Annotated in this window: 13 protein-coding genes; 6 read left to right on the forward strand and 7 right to left on the reverse strand. The window is 70.3% G+C overall.

Going from position 1 to position 20,656, the window contains the following annotated elements; genetic code table 11:
* The first annotated feature begins 266 nt into the window (after positions 1-266).
* Together EBL85_RS10680 and EBL85_RS10685 are read left to right on the forward strand one after the other, a co-directional pair.
* A complete protein-coding gene (locus tag EBL85_RS10680; RefSeq protein ID WP_123142900.1) occupies positions 267-1,355 on the forward strand; it encodes an efflux RND transporter periplasmic adaptor subunit in 1,089 nt (362 codons plus the stop codon).
* Positions 1,352-4,459: an efflux RND transporter permease subunit gene (locus tag EBL85_RS10685; protein ID WP_123142901.1), complete on the forward strand. Its 3,108-nt coding sequence runs from the start codon at positions 1,352-1,354 to the stop codon at positions 4,457-4,459. Before EBL85_RS10680 ends, EBL85_RS10685 begins: the two co-directional genes overlap by 4 nt.
* On the opposite strand, the gene EBL85_RS10690 is transcribed toward EBL85_RS10685, so the two are convergent.
* Together EBL85_RS10690 and pgl are read right to left on the reverse strand one after the other, a co-directional pair.
* Positions 4,416-7,883 (reverse strand): EAL domain-containing protein, encoded by a 3,468-nt coding sequence (locus EBL85_RS10690; protein WP_123142902.1) that lies wholly within the window; start codon positions 7,881-7,883, stop codon positions 4,416-4,418. The two genes, EBL85_RS10685 and EBL85_RS10690, sit on opposite strands and share 44 nt — an antisense overlap.
* Before the next feature lie 177 nt (positions 7,884-8,060).
* Positions 8,061-8,747 carry a 6-phosphogluconolactonase gene (pgl, locus tag EBL85_RS10695; protein ID WP_123141013.1) on the reverse strand — a complete coding sequence of 229 codons (687 nt, stop codon included), beginning with the start codon at positions 8,745-8,747 and terminating at the stop codon, positions 8,061-8,063.
* A 158-nt stretch (positions 8,748-8,905) separates the two neighbouring features.
* Between pgl and EBL85_RS10700 the strand changes: the two genes are divergently transcribed.
* Together EBL85_RS10700 and EBL85_RS10705 are read left to right on the forward strand one after the other, a co-directional pair.
* Entirely contained in the window at positions 8,906-9,913 is a 1,008-nt protein-coding gene (locus tag EBL85_RS10700) for a response regulator (protein WP_123141014.1), read from the forward strand.
* Between the two features lie 340 nt (positions 9,914-10,253).
* On the forward strand, positions 10,254-11,204 hold the full coding sequence (locus tag EBL85_RS10705; protein WP_123141015.1) for a serine hydrolase: 951 nt from the start codon (positions 10,254-10,256) through the stop codon (positions 11,202-11,204).
* 550 nt (positions 11,205-11,754) lie between these two features.
* On the opposite strand, the gene cysS is transcribed toward EBL85_RS10705, so the two are convergent.
* Entirely contained in the window at positions 11,755-13,143 is a 1,389-nt protein-coding gene (gene cysS, locus EBL85_RS10710) for a cysteine--tRNA ligase (RefSeq protein WP_123142910.1), read from the reverse strand.
* Between the two features lie 854 nt (positions 13,144-13,997).
* On the opposite strand from cysS, the gene EBL85_RS10720 reads away from it, so the two are divergent.
* Positions 13,998-14,486, forward strand: a complete 489-nt coding sequence (locus EBL85_RS10720; protein ID WP_123141017.1) for a peptidylprolyl isomerase — start codon at positions 13,998-14,000, stop codon at positions 14,484-14,486.
* A 74-nt stretch (positions 14,487-14,560) separates the two neighbouring features.
* Positions 14,561-15,298: a UDP-2,3-diacylglucosamine diphosphatase gene (locus EBL85_RS10725; protein ID WP_123142903.1), complete on the forward strand. Its 738-nt coding sequence runs from the start codon at positions 14,561-14,563 to the stop codon at positions 15,296-15,298.
* Here EBL85_RS10725 and EBL85_RS10730 read toward each other — a convergent pair.
* The 4 genes from EBL85_RS10730 to EBL85_RS10745 form a co-directional block, all read right to left on the reverse strand.
* Positions 15,295-17,919 carry an ATP-binding protein gene (locus EBL85_RS10730; protein ID WP_123142904.1) on the reverse strand — a complete coding sequence of 875 codons (2,625 nt, stop codon included), beginning with the start codon at positions 17,917-17,919 and terminating at the stop codon, positions 15,295-15,297. The genes EBL85_RS10725 and EBL85_RS10730 overlap by 4 nt on opposite strands.
* A 48-nt stretch (positions 17,920-17,967) precedes the next feature.
* Entirely contained in the window at positions 17,968-18,438 is a 471-nt protein-coding gene (locus EBL85_RS10735) for a rhodanese-like domain-containing protein (RefSeq protein WP_123142905.1), read from the reverse strand.
* A 168-nt stretch (positions 18,439-18,606) separates the two neighbouring features.
* Positions 18,607-19,269: a response regulator gene (locus tag EBL85_RS10740; RefSeq protein WP_062271186.1), complete on the reverse strand. Its 663-nt coding sequence runs from the start codon at positions 19,267-19,269 to the stop codon at positions 18,607-18,609.
* The coding region (locus EBL85_RS10745) for a histidine kinase (RefSeq protein ID WP_123142906.1) at positions 19,269-20,656 on the reverse strand (1,388 nt) is incomplete at its 5' end. The genes EBL85_RS10740 and EBL85_RS10745, both read right to left, overlap by 1 nt.

Here is a 20,656-nt window from a genome sequence, read left to right on the forward strand (position 1 = left end):
CGACCGGGCGAGACGCACCGGTCCCCAACCGGCCGGACCGCGCCGCGGGGTCCGCCGGAACCTGCCGCGGGGCCCGCCTGACGGCGACGCCGGTCTCTGTGGCGAGCACCCGGACGGCGCGTTAGGATTGCAAATTTCCACCCCGGGCGAAAGGGAGTCGACCGCGCCCGCGCGCTGAACCATTGCTCGCCGGCACTGCCTCACTCGGGGTGAGACCGGTGCAGCGACACCCGCGCCACCGCCCCAGCCGTCACAGGATCGACGTCATGCCCGTACCGCACCGCGCCCCCCCGCCCCACCCATTGCCGCTGCTGCTGACGCTGCTGTGCGTCGCGCCGCTCCTCGCCGCGGCGCCGCCGAGCGGGGTGATCGTGGCCACCGCCGCGCAGACCGAACTGGCCGAGCGCGTCGAGGCGCTCGGCACGCTGCGCGCCAACGAGTCGGTGATGATCACCTCCAGGGTCACCGAGACCATCGCCGCGCTGCACTTCGACGACGGCCAGCGCGTCGAGCGCGGCGCGCTGCTGGTGGAGCTGACCAGCGCCGAGGAACAGGCGCTGCTCGAGGAGGCGCAGGCGCGCCGCGCCGAGGCCGAGCGCCAGTACCGTCGGGTGAACGCCCTGGTCGCCCAGGACTCGGCCGCCGTGTCGCTGCTCGACGAGCGCCAGCGCGACCTCGAGACCAGCCGCGCGGTGCTGGTGGCGCTCGAGTCGCGGCTGGCCGACCGCGTCATCCGCGCCCCCTTCGCCGGGGTGCTGGGGCTGCGTCAGGTCAGCCCCGGCGCCCTGGTCGAGCCCGGCGACCCGATCACCACCCTCGACGACGACGCCGAGATGAAGCTCGACTTCACCGTGCCCAGCCGCTATCTCGCCGGGCTCACCCCGGGGCTGCGGGTCGAGGCGCGCACCCGCGCCCATGGCGAGCGGGTGTTCGTCGGCGAGGTGCGCGGCGTCGACAGCCGGGTCGACCCGGTGACCCGCGCGGTGCTGGTGCGCGCCATCCTGCCCAACCCCGAGCGGCGGTTGCGCCCGGGGCTGCTGATGCGTCTGGAGCTGCTGTTCGATCCGCACACGGCGGTGGTGGTGCCGGAGGCGGCGCTCCTGCAACGCGGTCAGCGTCACTTCGTGCTGGTGGTCGCGACCGACGGGACCGGACGGACGGTGGCCGAGCAGCGTGAGGTGCACATCGGCATCCGCCGTCCCGGCGCCGTCGAGATCCGCGACGGGCTGGACGTCGGCGAGCGGGTGATCACCGATGGCCACCAGCGGGTGCGTCCCGGCGCCGAGGTGCGGGTGCTCGCCGTCGATACGGGCGATGCGCCGCTGCAGAGGCTGCTCGAGGAGTCGGAGACGTGATCCTCTCCGATCTCGCCGTCACCCGCCCGGTGCTGGCCACGGTCTTCGCGCTGCTGCTGGTGGTCTTCGGGCTGGTCTCCTTCGACCGTCTGGCGCTGCGCGAGTACCCCGACATCGATCCGCCGGTGGTGTCGATCGAGACCGGCTATCCGGGGGCCGCGGCCAGCGTCGTCGAGACCCGCATCACCCGGCTGATCGAGGATCGTATCGCCGGGGTCGAGGGCATCCGCACCCTGGAGTCGAGCAGCGAGGACGGGCGCTCGACCATCACCGTCGAGTTCACCACCGATCGCGACATCGACGGCGCGGCCAACGACATCCGCGACCGCGTCTCCGGCGTGCTCGACCAGCTCCCCGACGAGGCCGAGCCGCCCGAGATCCAGAAGGTCGACAGCAACGAAGACGTGATCATGTGGCTCAACCTCACCGCCGAGGGGTTGAGCGTGCCGGCGCTCACCGACTATGCCCGGCGCTATCTGGTCGATCGGCTCTCGGTGCTCGACGGGGTGGCGCGGGTGCGCGTCGGCGGCGCCCAGGTCTATGCCATGCGCATCTGGCTCGACCGCAACGCGCTGGCCGCGCGCGGGCTCACCGTGGCCGACGTCGAGCAGGCGCTGCGCGCCGAGAACCTGGAGCTGCCCGCCGGCAGCATCGAGTCGCGCGACCGTCAGTTCAGCGTGCGCCTGAGCCGCGCCTTCGCCACCGCCGAGGACTTCGCCCGGCTGGTGGTGACGCGCGGCGACGACGGTCATCTGGTACGTCTCGGCGACATCGCCCGGATCGAGCGCGGCACCGAGGAGGACCGCACGCTGTTTCGCGGCAACGGCGTGGCCATGGTCGGGCTCGGCATCATCAAGCAGTCGACGGCCAACACCCTCGCCGTGGCCGAGCGCGCCAAGGCCGAGATGCGCCGGCTCAACACCAGCCTGCCCGAGGGCATGGTGATCCGCCAGAGCTACGACTCCTCGGTGTTCGTCGCCGAGGCCATCGCCGAGGTCTACAAGACGCTGGCGATCGCCATCGCGCTGGTGGTGCTGGTGATCTATCTGTTTCTCGGCAGCGTGCGCGCGATGCTGGTGCCGGCGGTGACGGTGCCGGTGTCGCTGATCGCCACCTTCACCGTGCTGCTCGCGCTCGGCTTCTCGGTCAACATCCTCACCCTGCTGGCGCTGGTGCTGGCCATCGGGCTGGTGGTCGACGACGCCATCGTGGTGCTCGAGAACATCCACCGCCGTATCGAGGAGTATGGCGAGAGCCCGCTGGTGGCGGCCTATCGCGGCGCCCGTCAGGTCGGCTTCGCGGTGATCGCCACCACCCTGGTGCTGATCTCGGTGTTCGTGCCGATCGCCTTCCTCGAGGGCGACCTGGGGCGGCTGTTCGGCGAGTTCGCGCTGACCATGGCCGCGGCGGTGGCCTTCTCCTCGCTGGTCGCGCTCACCCTCTCGGCGAGCCTGGCCGCGCAGATCCTGCCCGCAAGCCACCAGCCCGGCGCACTGGCCTGCGCCGTCGACCGCGGCTTCGTCTGGCTGCGCCGCGGCTACGCGCGGCTGCTCGGGGTGCTGCTCGCGCGCCCCTGGGTGGTCGGACTGGCCTTCGCGCTGACCCTCGGCGGCGCCGCCTGGCTGCTCGACCGGCTGCCCCAGGAGTACACCCCGAAGGAGGATCGCGGCGCCTTCTTCGTGCTGGTCAATGGTCCCGAGGGCGCCTCCTTCTCCTACATGGAGGAGTACATGGACGAGATCGAGCGCCGCCTGCTGCCCTATGCCGAGTCGGGCGAGGCGATCCGCGTGCTGGTGCGCGCGCCGCGCGCCTTCGGCACCCTGGAGCGCTACAACTCGGGGATCGTGATCATGGTGCTCGCCGGCTTCGATGCGCGCCGCTCGGGCTGGGTGATCATGGACGAGGTGCGCGCGCGGCTTGCCGACCTGCCCGGGGTGCGCGCCTTCCCGGTGATGCGCCAGGGCTTCGGCGCGCGCATCCAGAAGCCGGTGCAGTTCGTCATCGGCGGCGGCACCTACGACGAGCTGGCCGCGTGGCGCGACGCCCTGGTCGAGTCGATCGAGACCGACAACCCCGGCCTGGTCGGGCTCGACTGGGACTACAAGGAGACCAAGCCGCAGTTGCGCGTGGCGATCGACTACGACCGCGCCGCCGACCTCGGGGTGCGTATCGAGACCATCGGGCGCACCCTCGAGACCATGCTCGGCTCGCGTCAGGTCACCACCTATCTCGACGACGGCGAGGAGTACGACGTCATCCTCGAGGGCGAGCGCGACAGCCAGCGCACCCCCGGCAGTCTGGAGAACCTCTATGTGCGCTCGGCCCACGGCGACGCCCTGATCCCGCTCTCCAACCTGGTGCGGGTCAGCGAGCAGGCCGACTCCCAGCAGCTCAACCGCTACAACCGCATGCGCGCCATCACCCTCTCGGCCAACCTCGCCCCCGGGGTCTCGCTCGGCGCGGCGCTCGACGCGCTCGATGCCCGCGCCGCCGCGCTGCTGCCCGAGCACGCGCGCATCGACTACCGCGGCGAGAGCCGCGACCTGCGCAGCGGCGCGGCGGGCATGGCGCTGGTGTTCGGGCTCGGGGTGCTGGTGGTGTTCCTGGTGCTGGCGGCGCAGTTCGAGAGCTGGATCCACCCGCTGGTGATCATGCTCACCGTGCCGCTGGCGATGGCCGGGGCGCTCGGCGGGCTGTGGCTGAGCGGGCAGACGCTCAACATCTACAGCCAGATCGGGCTGATCATGCTGGTCGGGCTGGCGGCCAAGAACGGCATCCTCATCGTCGAGTTCGCCAACCAGCTGCGCGATCAGGGACGCGAGTTCCGCGCCGCGCTCACCGAGGCGGCCGACGTGCGCCTGCGCCCGATCGTGATGACCGGCATCACCACCGCCGCCGGCGCCGTGCCGCTGCTGCTCTCGAGCGGCGCCGGGGCCGAGACCCGGGTGGTGATCGGCACGGTGATCCTCGCCGGGGTGATCGCCGCGACCCTGTTCACCCTGTTCGTGGTGCCGGTGGCCTACGACCTGCTCGCCCGGCGCACCGACTCACCGGCGGCGCTCAGGCGCCGTCTGCAGCACGAGGCGTCGGCGCGGCGCGACTGAGCCAGTCGCGCTCGAGCACCTCGGGGTCGAGCGGGCGGGCGTAGAGGAAGCCCTGCACCTGGTGACAGCCGTGACCGCGCAGGAAGGCCGCCTGCGCCTCGGTCTCGACGCCCTCGGCGATGGTCTCGAGGCCGAGCGCGACGCCGAGTGCGATGGTCGCCTTGACGATCTCGGCGTCGCTGGGGTTGTGGGTGACGTCCTTGACGAACTCGCGGTCGATCTTGATCTTGTCGGTGCGCAGGTTGCGCAGATACTGCAGCGACGAGAAGCCGGTGCCGAAGTCGTCGATGGCGAAGCGCACGCCGATCTCGGAGAGACGGATGATGTCGGCCTGGGTGCGGGCATCGGCCTGGATCAGCACCGTCTCGGTGAACTCCAGCTCCAGCTCATCGGGCCGCGCACCGGTGCGTTCGAGCACCGCCAGGATCTGCTCGGCGAAGGCCTCGTCGCCGACCTGCTCGGCGCACAGATTGACCGCCACCCGCCCGAAGACCAGCCCGCGCTCGCGCCACGCGCGCGCCTGCCGACACACCGCCTCCAGCACCCAGGCCGAGATCGGGCGGATCATGCCGCGCCGCTCGGCGACCTCGATGAAGGCGCCGGGGTGGAGCAACCCGCGCTCGGGATGGCGCCAGCGCACCAGTGCCTCGACCCCGACCAGCGCGCCGCTGCGCAGATCGACCTGCGGCTGGTAGTGCAGCCACAGCTCGTCGCGCTCGAGCGCGCGCACCAGCTCCGAGGCGATCTGGATCTCGTGGCGCAGCTGCTCGGTCATCGCATCGGCGAAGAAGGCATGGGTGCCGCGCCCCGCCTCCTTGGCCTTGTAGAGGGCGACGTCGGCGCGCGCGATCAGGTCATCGACGTCGAGGTCGTGGCGGTCGGCCACGGCGATGCCGATGCTGGTGTTGGTGCTGATCGCGCAGTCGGCGAGGGCGAAGGTGTCGGTAAAGCAGGCCACCACCTTCTCGGCCAGCGCCGCGGCCTCGCCGGGGTGCGTGATCGGCACCTGCAGCAGCGCGAACTCGTCGCCGCCGAAACGGGCGAAGACGTCGCTGGCGCGGACCACCTCGCTGATGCGCCGCGCCACCGCACACAGCAGCTCGTCGCCGACCGGATGGCCGAGGCTGTCGTTGACGTCCTTGAAGTGGTCGAGATCAAGCATGTGCAGCGCGAAACGCTGGCCCGAGCGCCTGAGCAGCGCCAGCGCCCGGTCCACCTCCTCCTTGAACAGCATCCGGTTGGGCAGCCCGGTGAGCCCGTCGTGGAAGGCCAGGTGCTGGATCTCGGCCTCGACGCGCTTGCGCTCGCTGATGTCGTGGAAGGTCACCACCGCACCCTCGATCCGCCCCTCGCGCAGGATCGGGGTCGACCAGTACTCGACCGGGAAGTGACTGCCGTCGCCGCGCCAGAACACCGCGTCGCTGACGTGATAGGCGCGGCCCTCGCGCATCGCCCGCAGCATCGGGGTGTCGGTCTCGCCGATCGCACTGCCGTCGGGGTGCGAGTGATGGATCAGGGCGTGGATGGCGCGCCCGGTGAGCTGCTCGGCCGGGATGCCGAGCAGCCGCGCGGCGGCCGGATTGACGAAGGTCGCGCGCGCCTCGGGGTCGAGTCCGAACACCCCCTCGGTGCTCGAGTCGAGCAGCAGCCGCGCGCGCTCCTCGGCCTGGCGGGTGGCGCGCTCGACCCGGGCGTGCTCCATCACGATCGCCGCCAGGTCGGCCGCCGACTCGATCAGTTCGATGTCCTCGTCGCTGGGCACCGAGACCTCGGTGGCATAGATCGCGAAGGTGCCGAGCACCACACCGTCGGGGGCGATGATCGGCTGCGACCAGCAGGCACGCAGCTCGGTACTCAGCACCAGGTCGCGCGACGAGCGCCAGAAGGGGTGCGACAGCAGATCGGTGACCACGACCCGCCTGCCCTGGCTCACCGCATGGCCGCAGGAACCCACGCCCGGCCCGACCACCAGCCCCTCGGCGGAGCGCCGAAAGTGCTCGGGCAGACCGCGGGCGGCGGCATTGTGAAGCGTCCGGGTCGATGGCTCATAGCGATAGATCGCACACAGGGTCCGTGGCGAGACCCGATCGATATAGTCGATGATCGCCTCCAACGCCTCCTGCTGGGGGCGGCCACGGGCGAGCAGTTCGAGCACCCGGTTGCGCCCGTCGAGCAGGGTCCGCGAGCGATGATAGTCGGTGATGTCGTGGGCGACGCTGACGAAGCCGATCACCCGGCCCTGCGCATCGCGCCGGTAGTTCCACTCCACCTGCAGATCGATGACCCGACCGTCGCGGGTGAAGTTGCGGTTGAAATAGGTCGTCGGCGGCGGCTGCAGCCGGGCGAAACGACGCAGATCCTCGGCAAGCCTGGTGCGCTCCTCGGCAACGACCAGCTCGGTGGCGTGCATCCCCACCAGCGCATCGCGGCGGTAGCCGAGCAGCCGCGAGGTGGCCGGGTTGACATACCGGATCACGCCGTCGAGATCGATCTCCATGACCGCGTACTGCTGCACCTCGACCAGGGTGCGGAATCGGCCCTCGCTCTCACGCAGCGCGCGCTCGGCGGCGCGCTTGCGATCGAGCATGCGCGCGGCGGCGCGGGCGATCAGCGCCGACTCGCGAAAACGCATCCGTACCGGTTGCAGCGCCAGCTCGGGATCGCTGCCGGCGCGGGCGAAGAAGCGTACGAAGGCGACGACATCGGCGCGGGCATCACGCCCGACACGCCATGCCAGCACCAGCACGACGAGCAGGATCAGCACCAGCCCGACGGCCAGGGTGAGCAGCTTGGCGCGCAGATCGGCAACGACGGCGCGACGACGCTCCGCGACCACCTCCTCGAAGCGATCGAGCAGACAGCCGGCACCGACATACCAGCCCCAGGGCGCGATCGACTCGACATAGCTCAGCTTGGGCGCGGCACGCCAGCCCGGGAAGGACGGCATCAGATACTCGACGAAACCGCCGCCGGACTGGGCCGTGGCGATCAGCTCGCGCACCACCGGGCGTCCGCTGGCATCGGTGACCGTGAGCACGTTGCGCCCGCGCACCGGACCGAGCAGCGAGATCCCGTCCCAGCGCCCGGCAAACAGCAGCGCCTCGCTGCCCTGGTTGCGGATCTCCAGCCATTCCAGCACCCGGCGTTGCGCCTCACGCTCCAGACGCGCGGCCTCGGCGCCGCGCGCCGCCTCCACCGCGAGCAGCTGGCGCTGATAATGGGCGAAACGCACCGCCTCGCCGACCCGCGCCTGCAGCCCGGCGCGGACCTCGCGCAGATGGTAGGCATGCAACGCCTCGGTCTCCTGGTGCAGGGCGTGGAGATCGAACACCACCACCGTGATCATGCTGAACACGGCAGCGGCGATGGAGACGACGAGGGTCTTGCGAGTCAGGCTCGCGACGAAGGAGGCTGAACTGGGCATGGGTTCGGGCACATCGGCATCGGCCAGCGACGCCGGCGCAGCGACGTCCGCGGAAGAGAACGGCGCCCGATCCCCGGACGCATGTCACACATCAACGGACGTCGCTTCCATGGCGTCACCCGATCAAGTCCTGCATTCTAGCCGCGCTGCAGCAAGCGGAAAACAGCAGCGCCGCGATCATCCCCAGGCCGCCGCGTCGACCAGCACCTCGGCCCCGGCGGCCTCGGCCACCCGCGCCACCGGCAGCCCCGCCCCGGCGCGCCAGCGCATCAGCGCCTCGCGCTTGCCCGCGCCGGTGACCAGCACCAGCGTCTCGCGCCCGGCGGCCAGCGCGCCCGGGGTCAGACTGACCCGGTCGGCGGGCGGCTTGGGGGCCTGATGGACCGCCATCGTCAACGCCTCATCCTCGGGCATGGCGTGCCCGGGGAACAGGCTCGCGGTGTGACCGTCCTCGCCCATGCCCAGCAACACCAGATCGAACGGCAGCAAGGGCGCGATCAGCTCGGCGTAACGACGCGCCGCCGGCTCGGCACCGAGTTCGGCGGGGATCGGCAGGTGGTTGCGCGGCGGCAGACCGACCGGGTCGAGCCAGGCGGCGGCGATCGCGTGGCTGTTGCGCTCCGGATCATCGGCGGGGAGACAGCGCTCGTCGCCGTGCAGCACCAGCCAGCGCGACCAATCGCTGCGTGCGCGCGCCAGCCGCGCATAGACCTGCAACGGGGTCCGCCCGCCGGCGGCCACCAGCACGAAGCGTCCGCGCGCGGCGATCGCCCGCCGCGCCGCCTCCAGAACGCGCGCGGCGACGACCTCGGCCAGCGCCTCCGGGGTGTCATGCAGCTGGAATCCGACACCGGTGACAGACATGCTAGGATCTCCTCCAGTCATTACACTAAATGCGGATGGGGGCGCGGGCGCGGCGCGCCAAGCCCGCACCGCGCGGCTCGACACCCGCCGGCACGCGCCGACACACCATATTCGCACGTCACCCCGCCCAAGGGACGGGGCTTCTCGCGGAGGATTGGATGAAGATACTGCTGGTCGATGACTCCAAGTCGGCGCGCTATGCGCTGCGGCTCCAGCTCCAACGCCATGATGTCGAGGTCGAGACCGCCGACTCGGCCGAGGCCGCCTTCGAGATCCTCGAACGCGAGCTGCCCGACGCCATCCTGATGGACCACATGATGCCCGGGCTCAACGGCTTCGAGGCGCTCGAGGTGCTCAAGCAGAACCCGCGCACCGCCGCGATCCCGGTGGTGATGTGCTCCTCGCACGAAGAGGCCGACTTCGTCGAGACCGCGCGCCGCAAGGGCGTGCTCGGGGTGCTGCCCAAGTCGGTCGCCCCGGAGCGCCTACCCGAGATCCTCGAGGAGCTGCGCACGGCCCTCGCCCAGCCGACGGCCACCGCGCCCGCGGCCACCACGACGGAACCGACACCGCCACCGGCACCGACCACGCCCCCCCCCACGCCGGCCAGCGCACCGGCCATCGACATGGCCGAACTCGATGCCCGCGTCTCCGCGCAGATCACCCGCACCCTCACCCCGCTGCTCGAGGACCTGCGGCGCGATCTCAGCGAGCAGCTGCGCGCCGAGGTTCGCCAGCAGCTCGACGCTCGTCAGGATATCTCCGAGGCCGAGCTGCAGGCACAGATCCGCGCCGCCCTGCCCGACCTGCTGCCGGACCTGCTGCGCATCGAACTCGAGGGCGAGCGCGCCCGGGTCGAGGAGATGATCGACGCCAGCCACCCCCAGCCCGAGGCGCTCTCGACCCTGGTCGAGCAGGCGCTGCAGGCGCACCTCGACCCGCTCGCCGAGCGCACCACCCGCCAAGCGCTGGTCGCCGCCCGACGCGAGGTCCAGGAGCAGAGCGAGACGATCGCCACCCAGGCCCACGCCGAGGTCGCCGAGGGGCTCGCGGCGCTACAGGCGCAGCTCAAGGTGGTGCGGCTGTGGGCGCTCTTTGCCGCGCTCGTCGGTATCGCCGCCGCCACCGTGGTGTGGCTGCTGCTCGGCGGTCTGGCTGCGGGATAAGCCGCGCGCGCGCTCATCCCGCCCCGGGATATCAAGCCGCTTCAAGTTACGCGCTGATGGCATTGAGACATCAGCGCTTTTCTAGTGCACACTCCTTGTCATTTCGATGTCGCCCGCCTATCCTTTTGCGGGTTCGTCACGGCCCGTGACGAGTGCGATCATCACAACACCCGCCGGCGCCACGCCTCGCACCCCTGCCCGGCGTCTCGTACCGGCGGCACGCACGGCCCCCTCCATGCTCGACGCTCGCCGCCAGCGAGGAAGGCGTGGCCCGGTGAAACACACGCGGCCGCGCCCCGCCGACCGCGTCATGCAATCCTTGCCTCGGAGGGTTCGAGTTATGTATGAGTTCGCGGACGGCGGCGAGCAGCCGGCTGCCGACGACAACGGCTTCTTCATCGATCGTCGCAACTTCCTCGCCGCACTCGCCGCCACCTCGGCCGGCCTGCTCGGCGGCAGTCCCAGCTTCGTCGAGGCCGCCGCGCGCGATCACTCGCTCAACCACCAGGTCAACGACCTGGTGCAGCGACTCCGCCGCAAGGGCATCGTGCAGCCCAACGAGCAGACCTCCTGGTCGGTCTACGACTTCAGTACCGGCAAGAAGCTGGTGGCGATCAACGAGGACGTGCAGCGCCAGGCGGCGAGCATGATCAAGCCCTTCGTCGCCCAGGCCTACTTCTATCAGGTCACGCGATCGAGCCGGGTGCGCTACAACGACGATGTGCGCCATCACATGGAGCGGATGATCCAGCGCAGCAGCAACAGCGCCACCAACTGGCTGATCGATCGGGTCAGCGCAAACCGGGGGCGGCGCGGTCCGCGCGACGTCGAGGCCGAGCTCAAGCAGCACGCCCCCGGCATCTTCCGCCAGACCCGTATCATCGAGAAGATCCCGCCGGGCGGCGGCACCTACGCCAACAAGGCCTCGGCGCACGACTACAGCCGCTTCCTCTACGCCATCTGGAACGATCGCCTGCCCTACAGCGCCGAGCTGCGACGGCTGATGTGCCTGCCCAACAACGACCGCATCGTCACCCGGGTCTCGGCCATCGCGCACCCGCTACAGGTCTGCGACAAGACCGGCTCGACGGCCAAGCTGTGCGGCAACATGGGCATCATCGAGGCGCGCGACCGGCGCGGGCGCAAGCACGCCTACACCATGATCGGCATCATCGAGCGGCCCTCCCGAGCACAGAACTACACCCAGTGGATTCGCAGCCGCGGCGACGTCATCCGCCAGGTCTCCAACCTCGTCTACCTGCACATGAAGGACCGTCACGGATTGGTGTAGACGGGGCGCGGGCGGGTCCAGTCGCCAGTCGCCAGTCGCCAGTCGGCAGTCGGCAGTCGGCAGTCGGCAGTCGGCAGTCGGCTTGAACCGCAAAGGCGCGGAGGACGCAAAGGGATGCGGGGGGGCGTCGTCGGTTGGATGAGCGGTGCATCGATTGGGTTGCCGAGGGCAACCCAATCGACGTGCTCGGGAGGATGGGCCTTCAGCTTCCAGCCGTCAGCCGTCAGCCGTCAGCCGTCAGCCGTCCAAACAGCTTGAACCGCCAAGATACCGTCTTGCCCGTCAATCGCCGATCATGCACACCAACCTCCCCGACTGGAGGCTGGAAGCTGATCGCTGGAAGCTGGTTCGAACCGCCAAGGCGGGAAGGGCGCAAAGGGATGCGGGGGTTCAGCGTCGCTGGTTGGATGATCGGTGCATCTAGTTGGGTTGCCGATGGCAACCCAACCCAGGTGATGGGCGGCTCGAGTCAGCGACCGGCTCACCTTCACGCCGACGCTCGGGCATCACACCCGCTGGCGGCTGAAGGCTGGTGGCTGGTCGCTCCCTCTCAACCGCGCCGCCAGGTGGTGCCCTGGGCGCCGTCCTCGAGGACGATGCCGGCCTCGGTGAGGGCGTCGCGCAGCCGGTCGGCCTCGGCCCAGTCGCGCGCGGCACGGGCGGCCTGACGCTGGGCGATCATCGACTCGATGGCGGCGTCGTCGAGCCCGTCGGTGCCGCCGTCGCCGCCGCGCAGATAGCGCTCGGGGTCGTCCTGGAGGATGCCGATCACGCCCCCGAGACGGCGCAGCTCGGCGCCGAGCGCAGCGGCCTGCTCCGGCTCGCCGGCATCGCGCGCGCGGTTGACCTCGCGCGCCAGCTCGAAGAGCACCGCCAGCGCCTCCGGGGTGTTGAAGTCGTCGTCCATCGCCGCGGCGAAGCGGGTGGCGAACGCGCTCTCGACCGGTGCCTCGGCCTCGGGCAGGCCGCGCAGCGCGGTATAGAGGCGGGTGAGCGCACCGCGCGCCGACTGCAGCTGCTCGTCGGCGTAGTTGAGCGGGCTGCGGTAGTGACTGGTGAGGATGAAGTAGCGGATCTCCTCGGCCCGGAAACGCTCGAGCACCTCGCGCACGGTGAAGAAGTTGCCGAGCGACTTCGACATCTTCTCCTCGTTGATACGCACGAAGCCGTTGTGCATCCATACCTCGGCGAAGGGTTCGCCGGTGGCCCCTTCGGACTGGGCGATCTCGTTCTCGTGGTGGGGGAACTGCAGGTCGGCCCCGCCGCCGTGGATGTCGAAGTGGTTGCCGAGGCAGCAGGTGCTCATCGCCGAGCACTCGATGTGCCAGCCCGGACGCCCCTCGCCCCAGGGCGAGGACCAGCTCGGCTCGCCGGGCTTGGCGCCCTTCCACAGCGCGAAGTCGAGCGGGTCGCGCTTGGCCTCGCCGATCTCGACCCGGGCGCCGGCGCGCAGGTCCTGCGGGTCCTTGCCCGAGAGCTTGCCGTAGCCGGGGAAGCGCGAGACGGCGTAGTACACATCGCCGTTGTCGGCGGCATAGGCCAGCCCCTTGTCGATCAGGGTGGCGACCATCGCCTGGATCTCGTCGATGTGCGCGGTGGCGCGCGGCTCGCTGGTCGGCGGCAACACGCCGAGCGCGGCGGCATCCTCGTGCATCGCGGCGATGAAGCGCTCGGTCAGCGCGGCGCAGGATTCATCGTTCTCGGCGGCGCGACGGATGATCTTGTCGTCGATGTCGGTGATGTTGCGCACATAGGTCACCTCGTAGCCGAGCGCGCGCAGATAGCGATAGACCACGTCGAACACCACCATCACCCGGGCGTGGCCGAGGTGGCAGTAGTCGTAGACGGTCATGCCGCACACATACATGCGCACCTTGCCGGGCTCGAGCGGCTGGAAGGGGGTCTTCTGGCGGGTCAGGCTGTTGTAGATCTGTAGCATCGGGGTGACTTGGACTTCTCGCATTCCCGCGCGCGGCGCACGGACCAAAGCGTCAATGTTAGCAAAGGCGCGCCGTGAAGGGAGAGCCGCCAGCCGCCAGCCGCCAGCCGCCAGCCGCCAGCCGCCAGCCGCCAGCCGCCAGCCGCCAGCCGCCAGCCGCCAGCCGCCAGCCGCCAGCCGCCAGGATTGAACCGCAAAGCCGCAAAGGGCGCAAAGGGGTTCGAGTTGCAAGACCAGCCACCAGCCGCCAGCCACCAGCCACCAGTGGGAGTGCGCCCTCGACGACAGCACGGCTTGCCCGCATCCGTGACGCACGTTCTTGGCGCCAGTGTTTATGGATATCCAGCCACTGGCGGCTGGCGGCTGATCGCCGGCGGCTCTTCTTCCCTTCGCGGTTCAATCCCGGTTGCAAGCGACCAGCCCCCAGCGGCGTGCCCTCGACCTCGACGACAGCACGGCTTGCCCGCATCTGTGACGCACGTTCTTGGCGCCAGTGTTTGTGGATATCCAGCCACTGGCGGCTGGAGGCTGGAGGCTGATCGCCGGCGGCTCTTTCCCTTCGCGGTTCAATCCCGCTGATCGCTGACCACTGGCGGCTGGTCGCAGCCGGCCGCTCCACCTTTCACGTATCCAGCAAAGCCCTTACCATGTAACATCTGCGACCTTTGTGACCATCGGGTGGCCCCTGTGCCGACGGTGGTCGGGGTCCGGCCGAAGGGGTCAGACCAACACAGGCCGAGGGGCAATCCGTCCCCGGTGATGCGCCCCAGCGCCGAAGCACACAAAACCGTCGCCCTTGCGGGCGACCCGCTGTCCACCCCGTCCGCGAGGACGGGCCTCTCGCGGAGAGATTCATGATCAAACTCACCACCAATCACGGCGACATCCTGATCGAGCTCGACACCGAGCAAGCGCCCAAGACCTGCGCCAACTTCGAGCAGTACGTACGCGACGGCCACTACGACGGCACCCTCTTTCACCGCGTGATCGACGGCTTCATGATCCAGGGCGGCGGCATGAGCGCCGACTTCACCGCCAAGCCGACCCGTCGTCCGATCGAGAACGAGGCCAACAACGGGCTGAAGAACCTCACCGGCACCCTCGCCATGGCCCGCACCATGGAGCCGCACTCGGCCACCGCGCAGTTCTTCATCAACGTCGCCGACAACGGCTTCCTCGATTATCCCGGTCAGGACGGCTGGGGCTATTGCGTGTTCGGCCGGGTGGTCGAGGGCATGGAGACCGTCAACGCGATCAAGGGCGTGAGCACCGGCAGCCGCAACGGCCACCAGGACGTGCCCGTCGAGGACGTCGTCATCGAGCGCGCCGAGATCGTCGACTAGCGCGCCATCGCTCCCCGGCCCCCGCTCCGCCCCTGGCGCGGGCGGCCCCATCCCAGCCGATGCGACCCGACCCCATGGACGAGACACTCTTCGTCTCCGATGTCCATCTCTCACCGCAACGACCCGAGCTGACCCGGCTGTTCCTCGGCCTGCTGGCCGGACGGGCGCGCCGCGCCGAGCGTCTCTACATCCTCGGCGACCTGTTCGACGCCTGGATCGGCGACGATGACGACGAGCCGCTCCACCGCGAGGTCGCCGCCGCGCTCGCCGCACTCACCACCGCCGGCACCCGCTGCTTCATCCAGCACGGCAACCGCGACTTCCTCATCGGCAGACGCTTCGCTCGCGCCAGCGGCTGCCGGCTGATCGGCGACCCACACCCGATCACCCTCGACGGCGAGCGGGTGATCCTGATGCACGGCGATCTGCTCTGCACCGACGATCTCGCCTATCAGCGCTTCCGCCGCCGCGTGCGCAACCCGCTGGTACGGCGGCTGTTCCTGTGGCGCTCGCTGGCCTGGCGCAAGGCGCTGGCGGCCGACTATCGCCGCCGCAGCGCGGCGGCCAACGCCGACAAGAGCGCCGCGATCATGGATGTCACCGAGACGACGGTGGTGCGCTATCTGCGCCGTCATCGCGCCACCCGGCTGATCCACGGTCACACCCACCGTCCCGCCGATCACCGGCTGACGCTTGCCGGTCGCCCCGCCCTGCGCATGGTGCTCGCCGACTGGGACGAGCGCGGCGGCGAGCTGCTGGTCCACCGCCCCGGCAGCGGCTTCCATCGCGAGCCGCTGCGCCCCGCCGACTAACGCGACAGCGCCCGCGCGATCGCCGCGGCCAGCTCGTCCCAGGTCACCGGCTTGAGCAGCACCTCGGCGATACGCAACCGCACCAGATCGGCCTGCTTGATGGCGCAACCGTCGCCGGTGAGCATCAGCACCGCAATCCCGGTGTCGTTGCGACGGATCCGGCGCACCAGCTCCAGGCCGCTCATCCCCGGCATCATCTGATCGCTGATGAGCAGCTCGAAGCCGCCCTCGTCCTGCTCGAAACGGGCCAGTGCGGTGGCGGCATCGGCGCAGGCCTCGACCCGCGCGCCGGCACCGATCAGGGTCTCCTTGAGGTGGTGCAGGATCACCGGCTCGTCCTCGACCAGCAACACCCGCAGCCCCTCGATGTCGACCGGCTCGGCGCGCTCCGCGCTCGTCGGCTCGGGCGTCGAGCGGGGCTCGACCTCGGCGCTCGGCGGCAGCAGGATGTCGAAGCAGGCACCGCCGCCGGGCGCGGTGTCGATCAGCACGTGCCCGCCGTAGGTACGCATGATCCCGGAGACCACCGCCAGCCCCATCCCGGCACCCTCGCCGAGGCGCTTGGTGGTGAAGAAGGGCTCGAAGATCTGGTCGCGAACACTGGGGGCGATGCCCGGTCCCGAGTCGCTGACCCGGATACAGGCCCAGCCGCCCCGGACCTGCTCATGGCAGATCGCGCACTCGGCCTGTTCGAGATGACGCAGCCTCACCCCCACCGAGATCCGCCCCACCCCCTGCATGGCATCGCGGGCGTTGATGCAGAGGTTCATCAACAGTTGCTGGAGATGGATCGGGTCGACGGTCACCGTCGGCGAGCGCGCCGGCCATTCGGTGACGATCTCTAACGTCGCCGGCAGCACCGAACGCAGCATCGAGAGGATCTCGCGCAACTTCGGCACCAGCAGCAGCGGTCGCGCCGACTCGGAGCGCTCGCCGCGCGAGCACACCAGCAGCTGACGCACCAGCGCGCGGGCGCCGTTGACCGCCGCCATCACCTGTTCGAGCTGGGCGTCGAGCCGTGGCTCTTGGGCGCCGAACTGACGCCGTGCCAGCTCCGCCACCCATTGGATACTGGCCAGGGTGTTGTTGAAGTCGTGGGCGATGCCGCTGGTGAGCTGGCCGATCGCCTCGAGCTTCTGCGCCTGCTGCAGGGCGCGCTGCAAGCGCGCCCGCTCGGTCTCGGCGCGCTTGCGCTCGGAGATGTCGCGGATCACCGTGACGATGTACTCCTCGCCCTCGGTGCTGGCGTGATGGGCGTTGACCTCGACCTCGAAGGAGCGCCCGTCAGCCAACTGGCCGTCGAGCTCGAAGGTCAGCCGACCGTCGCGCCGCACCCGTTCGAGCACGCGTGTCCAGCGTGCCGTCGAGCCCAGCGCGCCACCGAGATCGGTGACGCGCCGCTCGAGGATCTCCGGCGCCGAGCGCCCGACGAAATCGCAAAAGGTCTGGTTGGCGTCGAGATAACGGGCGGTGCGCGGATCGACCACCGCGATCATGTCGGTCGAGCAGTCGAGCAGATGACGGAAGCGGCGCAGCGAGCGCTCCGACTCGCGGTTGCGCTGGCGCTGACGCTCGCGCACGAAGATCGTGATCGCCCCCAGCAGCACGCAGAGAAAGAGCACCAGCGGCAGGGTGGCGAGCAGCGCATAACGATAGATCCGCCAGTTGGCGCGCTCGTGGACCATCAGCCAGGGCACGCCGTCGAGCTGGACACTGTGCACCCGCGCGCCGTCGAACATCTTGGTGACGCCCTGATAGGCACGCGCCAGGGCGAACAGCGCCGGGCGCGACTCGGCGAGCGAGGCGGGATAGCCGCCCGTCTCCGGCCCGGCGGCGGCGATCACCCGGCCGGTCATGTCGACGACATAGACCCGATCGCCCGAGCCCTGCTCGGGACCGAGATAGGCGCCGATCCGATCGAGCGTGAGATCGAAGCCGACGATGCCGTGGAAACGCCCCTCGCCATAGACCGGCGCACCGAAGGTGACCATCGGCCCACGCCCGGCGGCATCGAGATAGACCTCGGAGACATAGGGCCGACGATGCGGATTGCGCGCCGGCAGCCCCTTGGCGTAGAGCTCGAAGTCGTGGATCGCCTCGGACATGAACAGCCGGTCGAACGGCAGATAGGGATAGAGCGACATGAAGCCGCGCGCCGAGATGTAGTAGACCCAGGGCGTCTGCGGATAGGCGCGACGCACCCAGCGAAAGGCCGGCTCGAGCGCCAGCGCCATCGCCAGCTCGCGGTGCAGCGCCGGATCGTCCTCGAGCACGCCCTCCCCGGTGAGGTTGAGACGCGCCTCGGGGCGCGCCGGCGGCGCCAGCCCGACCAGACCATAGCCGTCCTGGTCGGGGACCGGGCCGAGCAGCCGCAGTCGATCGAGCGCGCGCGGCCCGGGATCGGCCAGCCCCGCCTCGGCGGCGGTGCGCAGCGCATCGGCGGTGTCCAGCGCGCGGTGGGTCACCGCGCCGAGCAGCAGCGCCAGACGCTCGCTGCGATGCTCGAAGCGCGCCACCTCCCCGTGGATGGCGACCAGGCCGTGGAGCACGACGCCCCCGAGCAAGGCCGCGAGGATCGCCAGCCGCACCAGCAGGGTCTGCGCCCGCGCCCGCGCCGGCATCAGCACAGCCCACGCAATGACAATGACGGCGCGATCATCCCGCAGTCCTCAACGCCGCTCGGGATTGATCTGATCGGGCCGCAGCCTGGGGGTGAAATAATCATCGGCGGCCTCGGGGGCGACCTCGGTCCCGGCGGCATCGACCAGCGGCTGGTCGTCGTCCTTCCAGCCGCGCAGCCCGAGACGCAGCGACACCACCTGCCGATAGCCGAGCACCTGCAGCGCGTGCGCGGCGAGCACGCTGCGATTGCCCGAGCGGCACACCACCACCACCTCGCGCTCGCGCGCCTCGACCAGCTCGGGGACGGTCTCCTCGTAGTCCCACTCGCAGGCCGACTCGAGGATGCCGCGCGGCACGTTGATCGAGCCCGGCAGGTGCATGGCGGCGAACTCCTCGGGTTCGCGCACGTCGACGATCAGCGGCGCCGGCGCGCGCTCGAGCCGCTCGGCCAGATCCCAGGGCATGACCTCGCGGACCTCGGTCAGACAGTGCTGGATCAGTTGCAGAAAACGCTTCATGCGGACACTCCCCCTGCGCCTCGCACGCGATCCACCGCAGGCCGTCGCAGACGGACACGAAGCGAATGGACCGCGCTGCACAACGCCCGACGCTTCGGCTCGGCGCCAGGCAAAACGGTTCATTGGATCATCATTGCGTGGATTTTGTCATTGATAAACCGAAAGCGCTCAGGATTCTCCCGCGCCGCCACGCGCGCACAGCCCGCGCTCGACGGCGATCACCGCCGCCTCCACCCGCGAGTGCACCTCGAGCTTGCGCAGGATCGCCTTGACGTGGAGCTTGACGGTGCCGTCGGAGATCCCGAGGCGCCGCGCGATCGCCTTGTTGCTCTGTCCCTCGGCGAGATGACAGAGGATCTCCTGCTCGCGCGGGGTCAGCTCGGGCGCGCCGCCCTCCGGGGCCGCGCCGGCGTGCCCGCCCTCGGCCTGCACCGCGCGCGCCAGCACCACCGCCAGCTCCGGGGCGACCACGGTGCGCCCGGCGACGATGTCGCCGAGTGCGGCGATCAGCGCGTCGGGCTCCATGTCCTTGAGCAGATAGCCCTGCGCGCCCTGCTGCAGCGAGGTGATGACGTCGCGCTCCTCGGCGCTGGTGGTGAGCATCGCCACCGGCATGCGCAGCTCCGCGGCGCGCAGCGCGCGCAACAGCTCCAGCCCGGTGAGCTGGGGCATGCGCATATCGAGCAACACCACGTCGGGGGCGTGCTCGCGCGCCCGCGCCACCCCCTCGGCGGCGTTGCCGACGGCCACCACCTCGATGCCGCGCCGTTCGAGCAACGCCTGCAGCCCGAACCGGAACAACGCATGATCGTCGATCAGCAACACCCGCATCAGTCCGTCTCCCAGGCCGGGCGGCGCCCGGCGTCGAATACCACCTCGACCCGGGTGCCCTCGCCCGGCTCGCTCTCGATGTGCAGCGCGGCGTCGATGCGCCGCGCCCGCTCCTCCATGATCGACAGCCCGATGTGCTCGCCGGGGTGGGCGCCGTCGACCGGCGCGCTGAAGCCCACCCCGTCGTCCTCGATCAGCAGCACGTAGCGCGCCCCCTCGCGGGTGAGCAGCACCCGCACCGTGTGGGCGCGGGCGTGCTTGCGGATGTTGGCCAGCGACTCCTGGGCGATGCGCAGCAGTTGCAGCTCGGCGGCGGCGGCCAGCTCGAAGGGCCGGGTGTCGTTCTGGAACAGCACATGGATGCCGGTCTCGCCGCCGAAGCGCTCGGTGAGCTTGGCCAGCGCCGGCACCAGCCCGCGACGATCGAGCGGCGCGCGGAAGCTCGCCAGCAGCTCGCGCAGCTCGGTGTGGGCCTCGTCGAGTCCGTTGCGGATGCGCGCCAGATCGGTGCGCGCGGGCGCCGGGATCGGCGCCTCGGCCAGTGCGTCGGCGAGCATCCGGCACTGGAAGCGCAGGCTCGCCAGGGTCTGGGCGAGCGAATCGTGCAGCTCGTGGGCGAGCGCGTTGCGCTCCTCGACGATCGACAGGCGCCGCGCCTCGGCGTCCGAGCGCTGCTTGGCGATCGCCATGCCGAGATGATGGCCGACGGTGAACAGCAGATCCATGATGTCCTCGCGCATGCTCACCCCGGGGCGATCGACGAAGATGCTGTAGACCCCGAGCAGCTCGTCGCGATGCTCCAGCGGCACCGTCACCACCTCGACCTCGGAGCTGGCGAACATCCGCCGCCCGTAGATCCGGGCGCAGTAGCGCGCGTCCTGATCGCAGAGGATCTCGCCGGGGGCGAGCACGTTGCCGCACAGACAGAGATCGACCGGGGCCATGTCCTGCTCGCGCACCAGATCGTCGTCGAGCCCGATCGCGCCGACCAGCCGACGGCTGCCGTCGGGCTGCACCAGGCGCACCGTCGCCGCGCGACCGTTGACCATCTCCTTGAGCACCCGCAGGAAGCGCAGCAGCAGCGCCTCCAGGCTCTCGGCCTGATGGATGCCGGCGGCAACATCGTAGAGGATCTTCAGCGAGGCGGTCTTCTGCGCCAGACGCCGGGTCTGGCGTGCGACGCGGTTGTCCATGTCCTCGTAGAGATCGGTCAGCTCGGCGTTGAGGTCGCGGATGTCCTCGGCGATCGGCGCCAGCACGCCAAGATCACGCAGCTGCTCGCTCGCCCCCGGCTCGCCCTGACAGACCCGCGAGAGCGACTGCTCGAGCCGCGCCAAGGGCGCCAGCAGACCGCGGCGCAGCCGCCGCCACACCAGCGCCAGCGCCG

It is taken from the genome of Marichromatium sp. AB32 (assembly GCF_003718675.1).
Lineage (GTDB): Bacteria > Pseudomonadota > Gammaproteobacteria > Chromatiales > Chromatiaceae > Marichromatium > Marichromatium gracile.

Excerpts from the sequence above, each read along its gene's own strand:
- EBL85_RS10680 (WP_123142900.1), top strand. The coding sequence starts at position 267 with ATGCCCGTACCGCACCGCGCCCCCCCGCCCCACCCATTGCCGCTGCTG.
- EBL85_RS10690 (WP_123142902.1), bottom strand. The coding sequence starts at position 7,883 with ATGCCCAGTTCAGCCTCCTTCGTCGCGAGCCTGACTCGCAAGACCCTC.
- pgl (WP_123141013.1), bottom strand. The coding sequence starts at position 8,747 with ATGTCTGTCACCGGTGTCGGATTCCAGCTGCATGACACCCCGGAGGCG.
- EBL85_RS10700 (WP_123141014.1), top strand. The coding sequence starts at position 8,906 with ATGAAGATACTGCTGGTCGATGACTCCAAGTCGGCGCGCTATGCGCTG.
- EBL85_RS10705 (WP_123141015.1), top strand. The coding sequence starts at position 10,254 with ATGTATGAGTTCGCGGACGGCGGCGAGCAGCCGGCTGCCGACGACAAC.
- cysS (WP_123142910.1), bottom strand. The coding sequence starts at position 13,143 with ATGCTACAGATCTACAACAGCCTGACCCGCCAGAAGACCCCCTTCCAG.
- EBL85_RS10720 (WP_123141017.1), top strand. The coding sequence starts at position 13,998 with ATGATCAAACTCACCACCAATCACGGCGACATCCTGATCGAGCTCGAC.
- EBL85_RS10725 (WP_123142903.1), top strand. The coding sequence starts at position 14,561 with ATGGACGAGACACTCTTCGTCTCCGATGTCCATCTCTCACCGCAACGA.
- EBL85_RS10730 (WP_123142904.1), bottom strand. The coding sequence starts at position 17,919 with ATGCCGGCGCGGGCGCGGGCGCAGACCCTGCTGGTGCGGCTGGCGATC.
- EBL85_RS10735 (WP_123142905.1), bottom strand. The coding sequence starts at position 18,438 with ATGAAGCGTTTTCTGCAACTGATCCAGCACTGTCTGACCGAGGTCCGC.
- EBL85_RS10740 (WP_062271186.1), bottom strand. The coding sequence starts at position 19,269 with ATGCGGGTGTTGCTGATCGACGATCATGCGTTGTTCCGGTTCGGGCTG.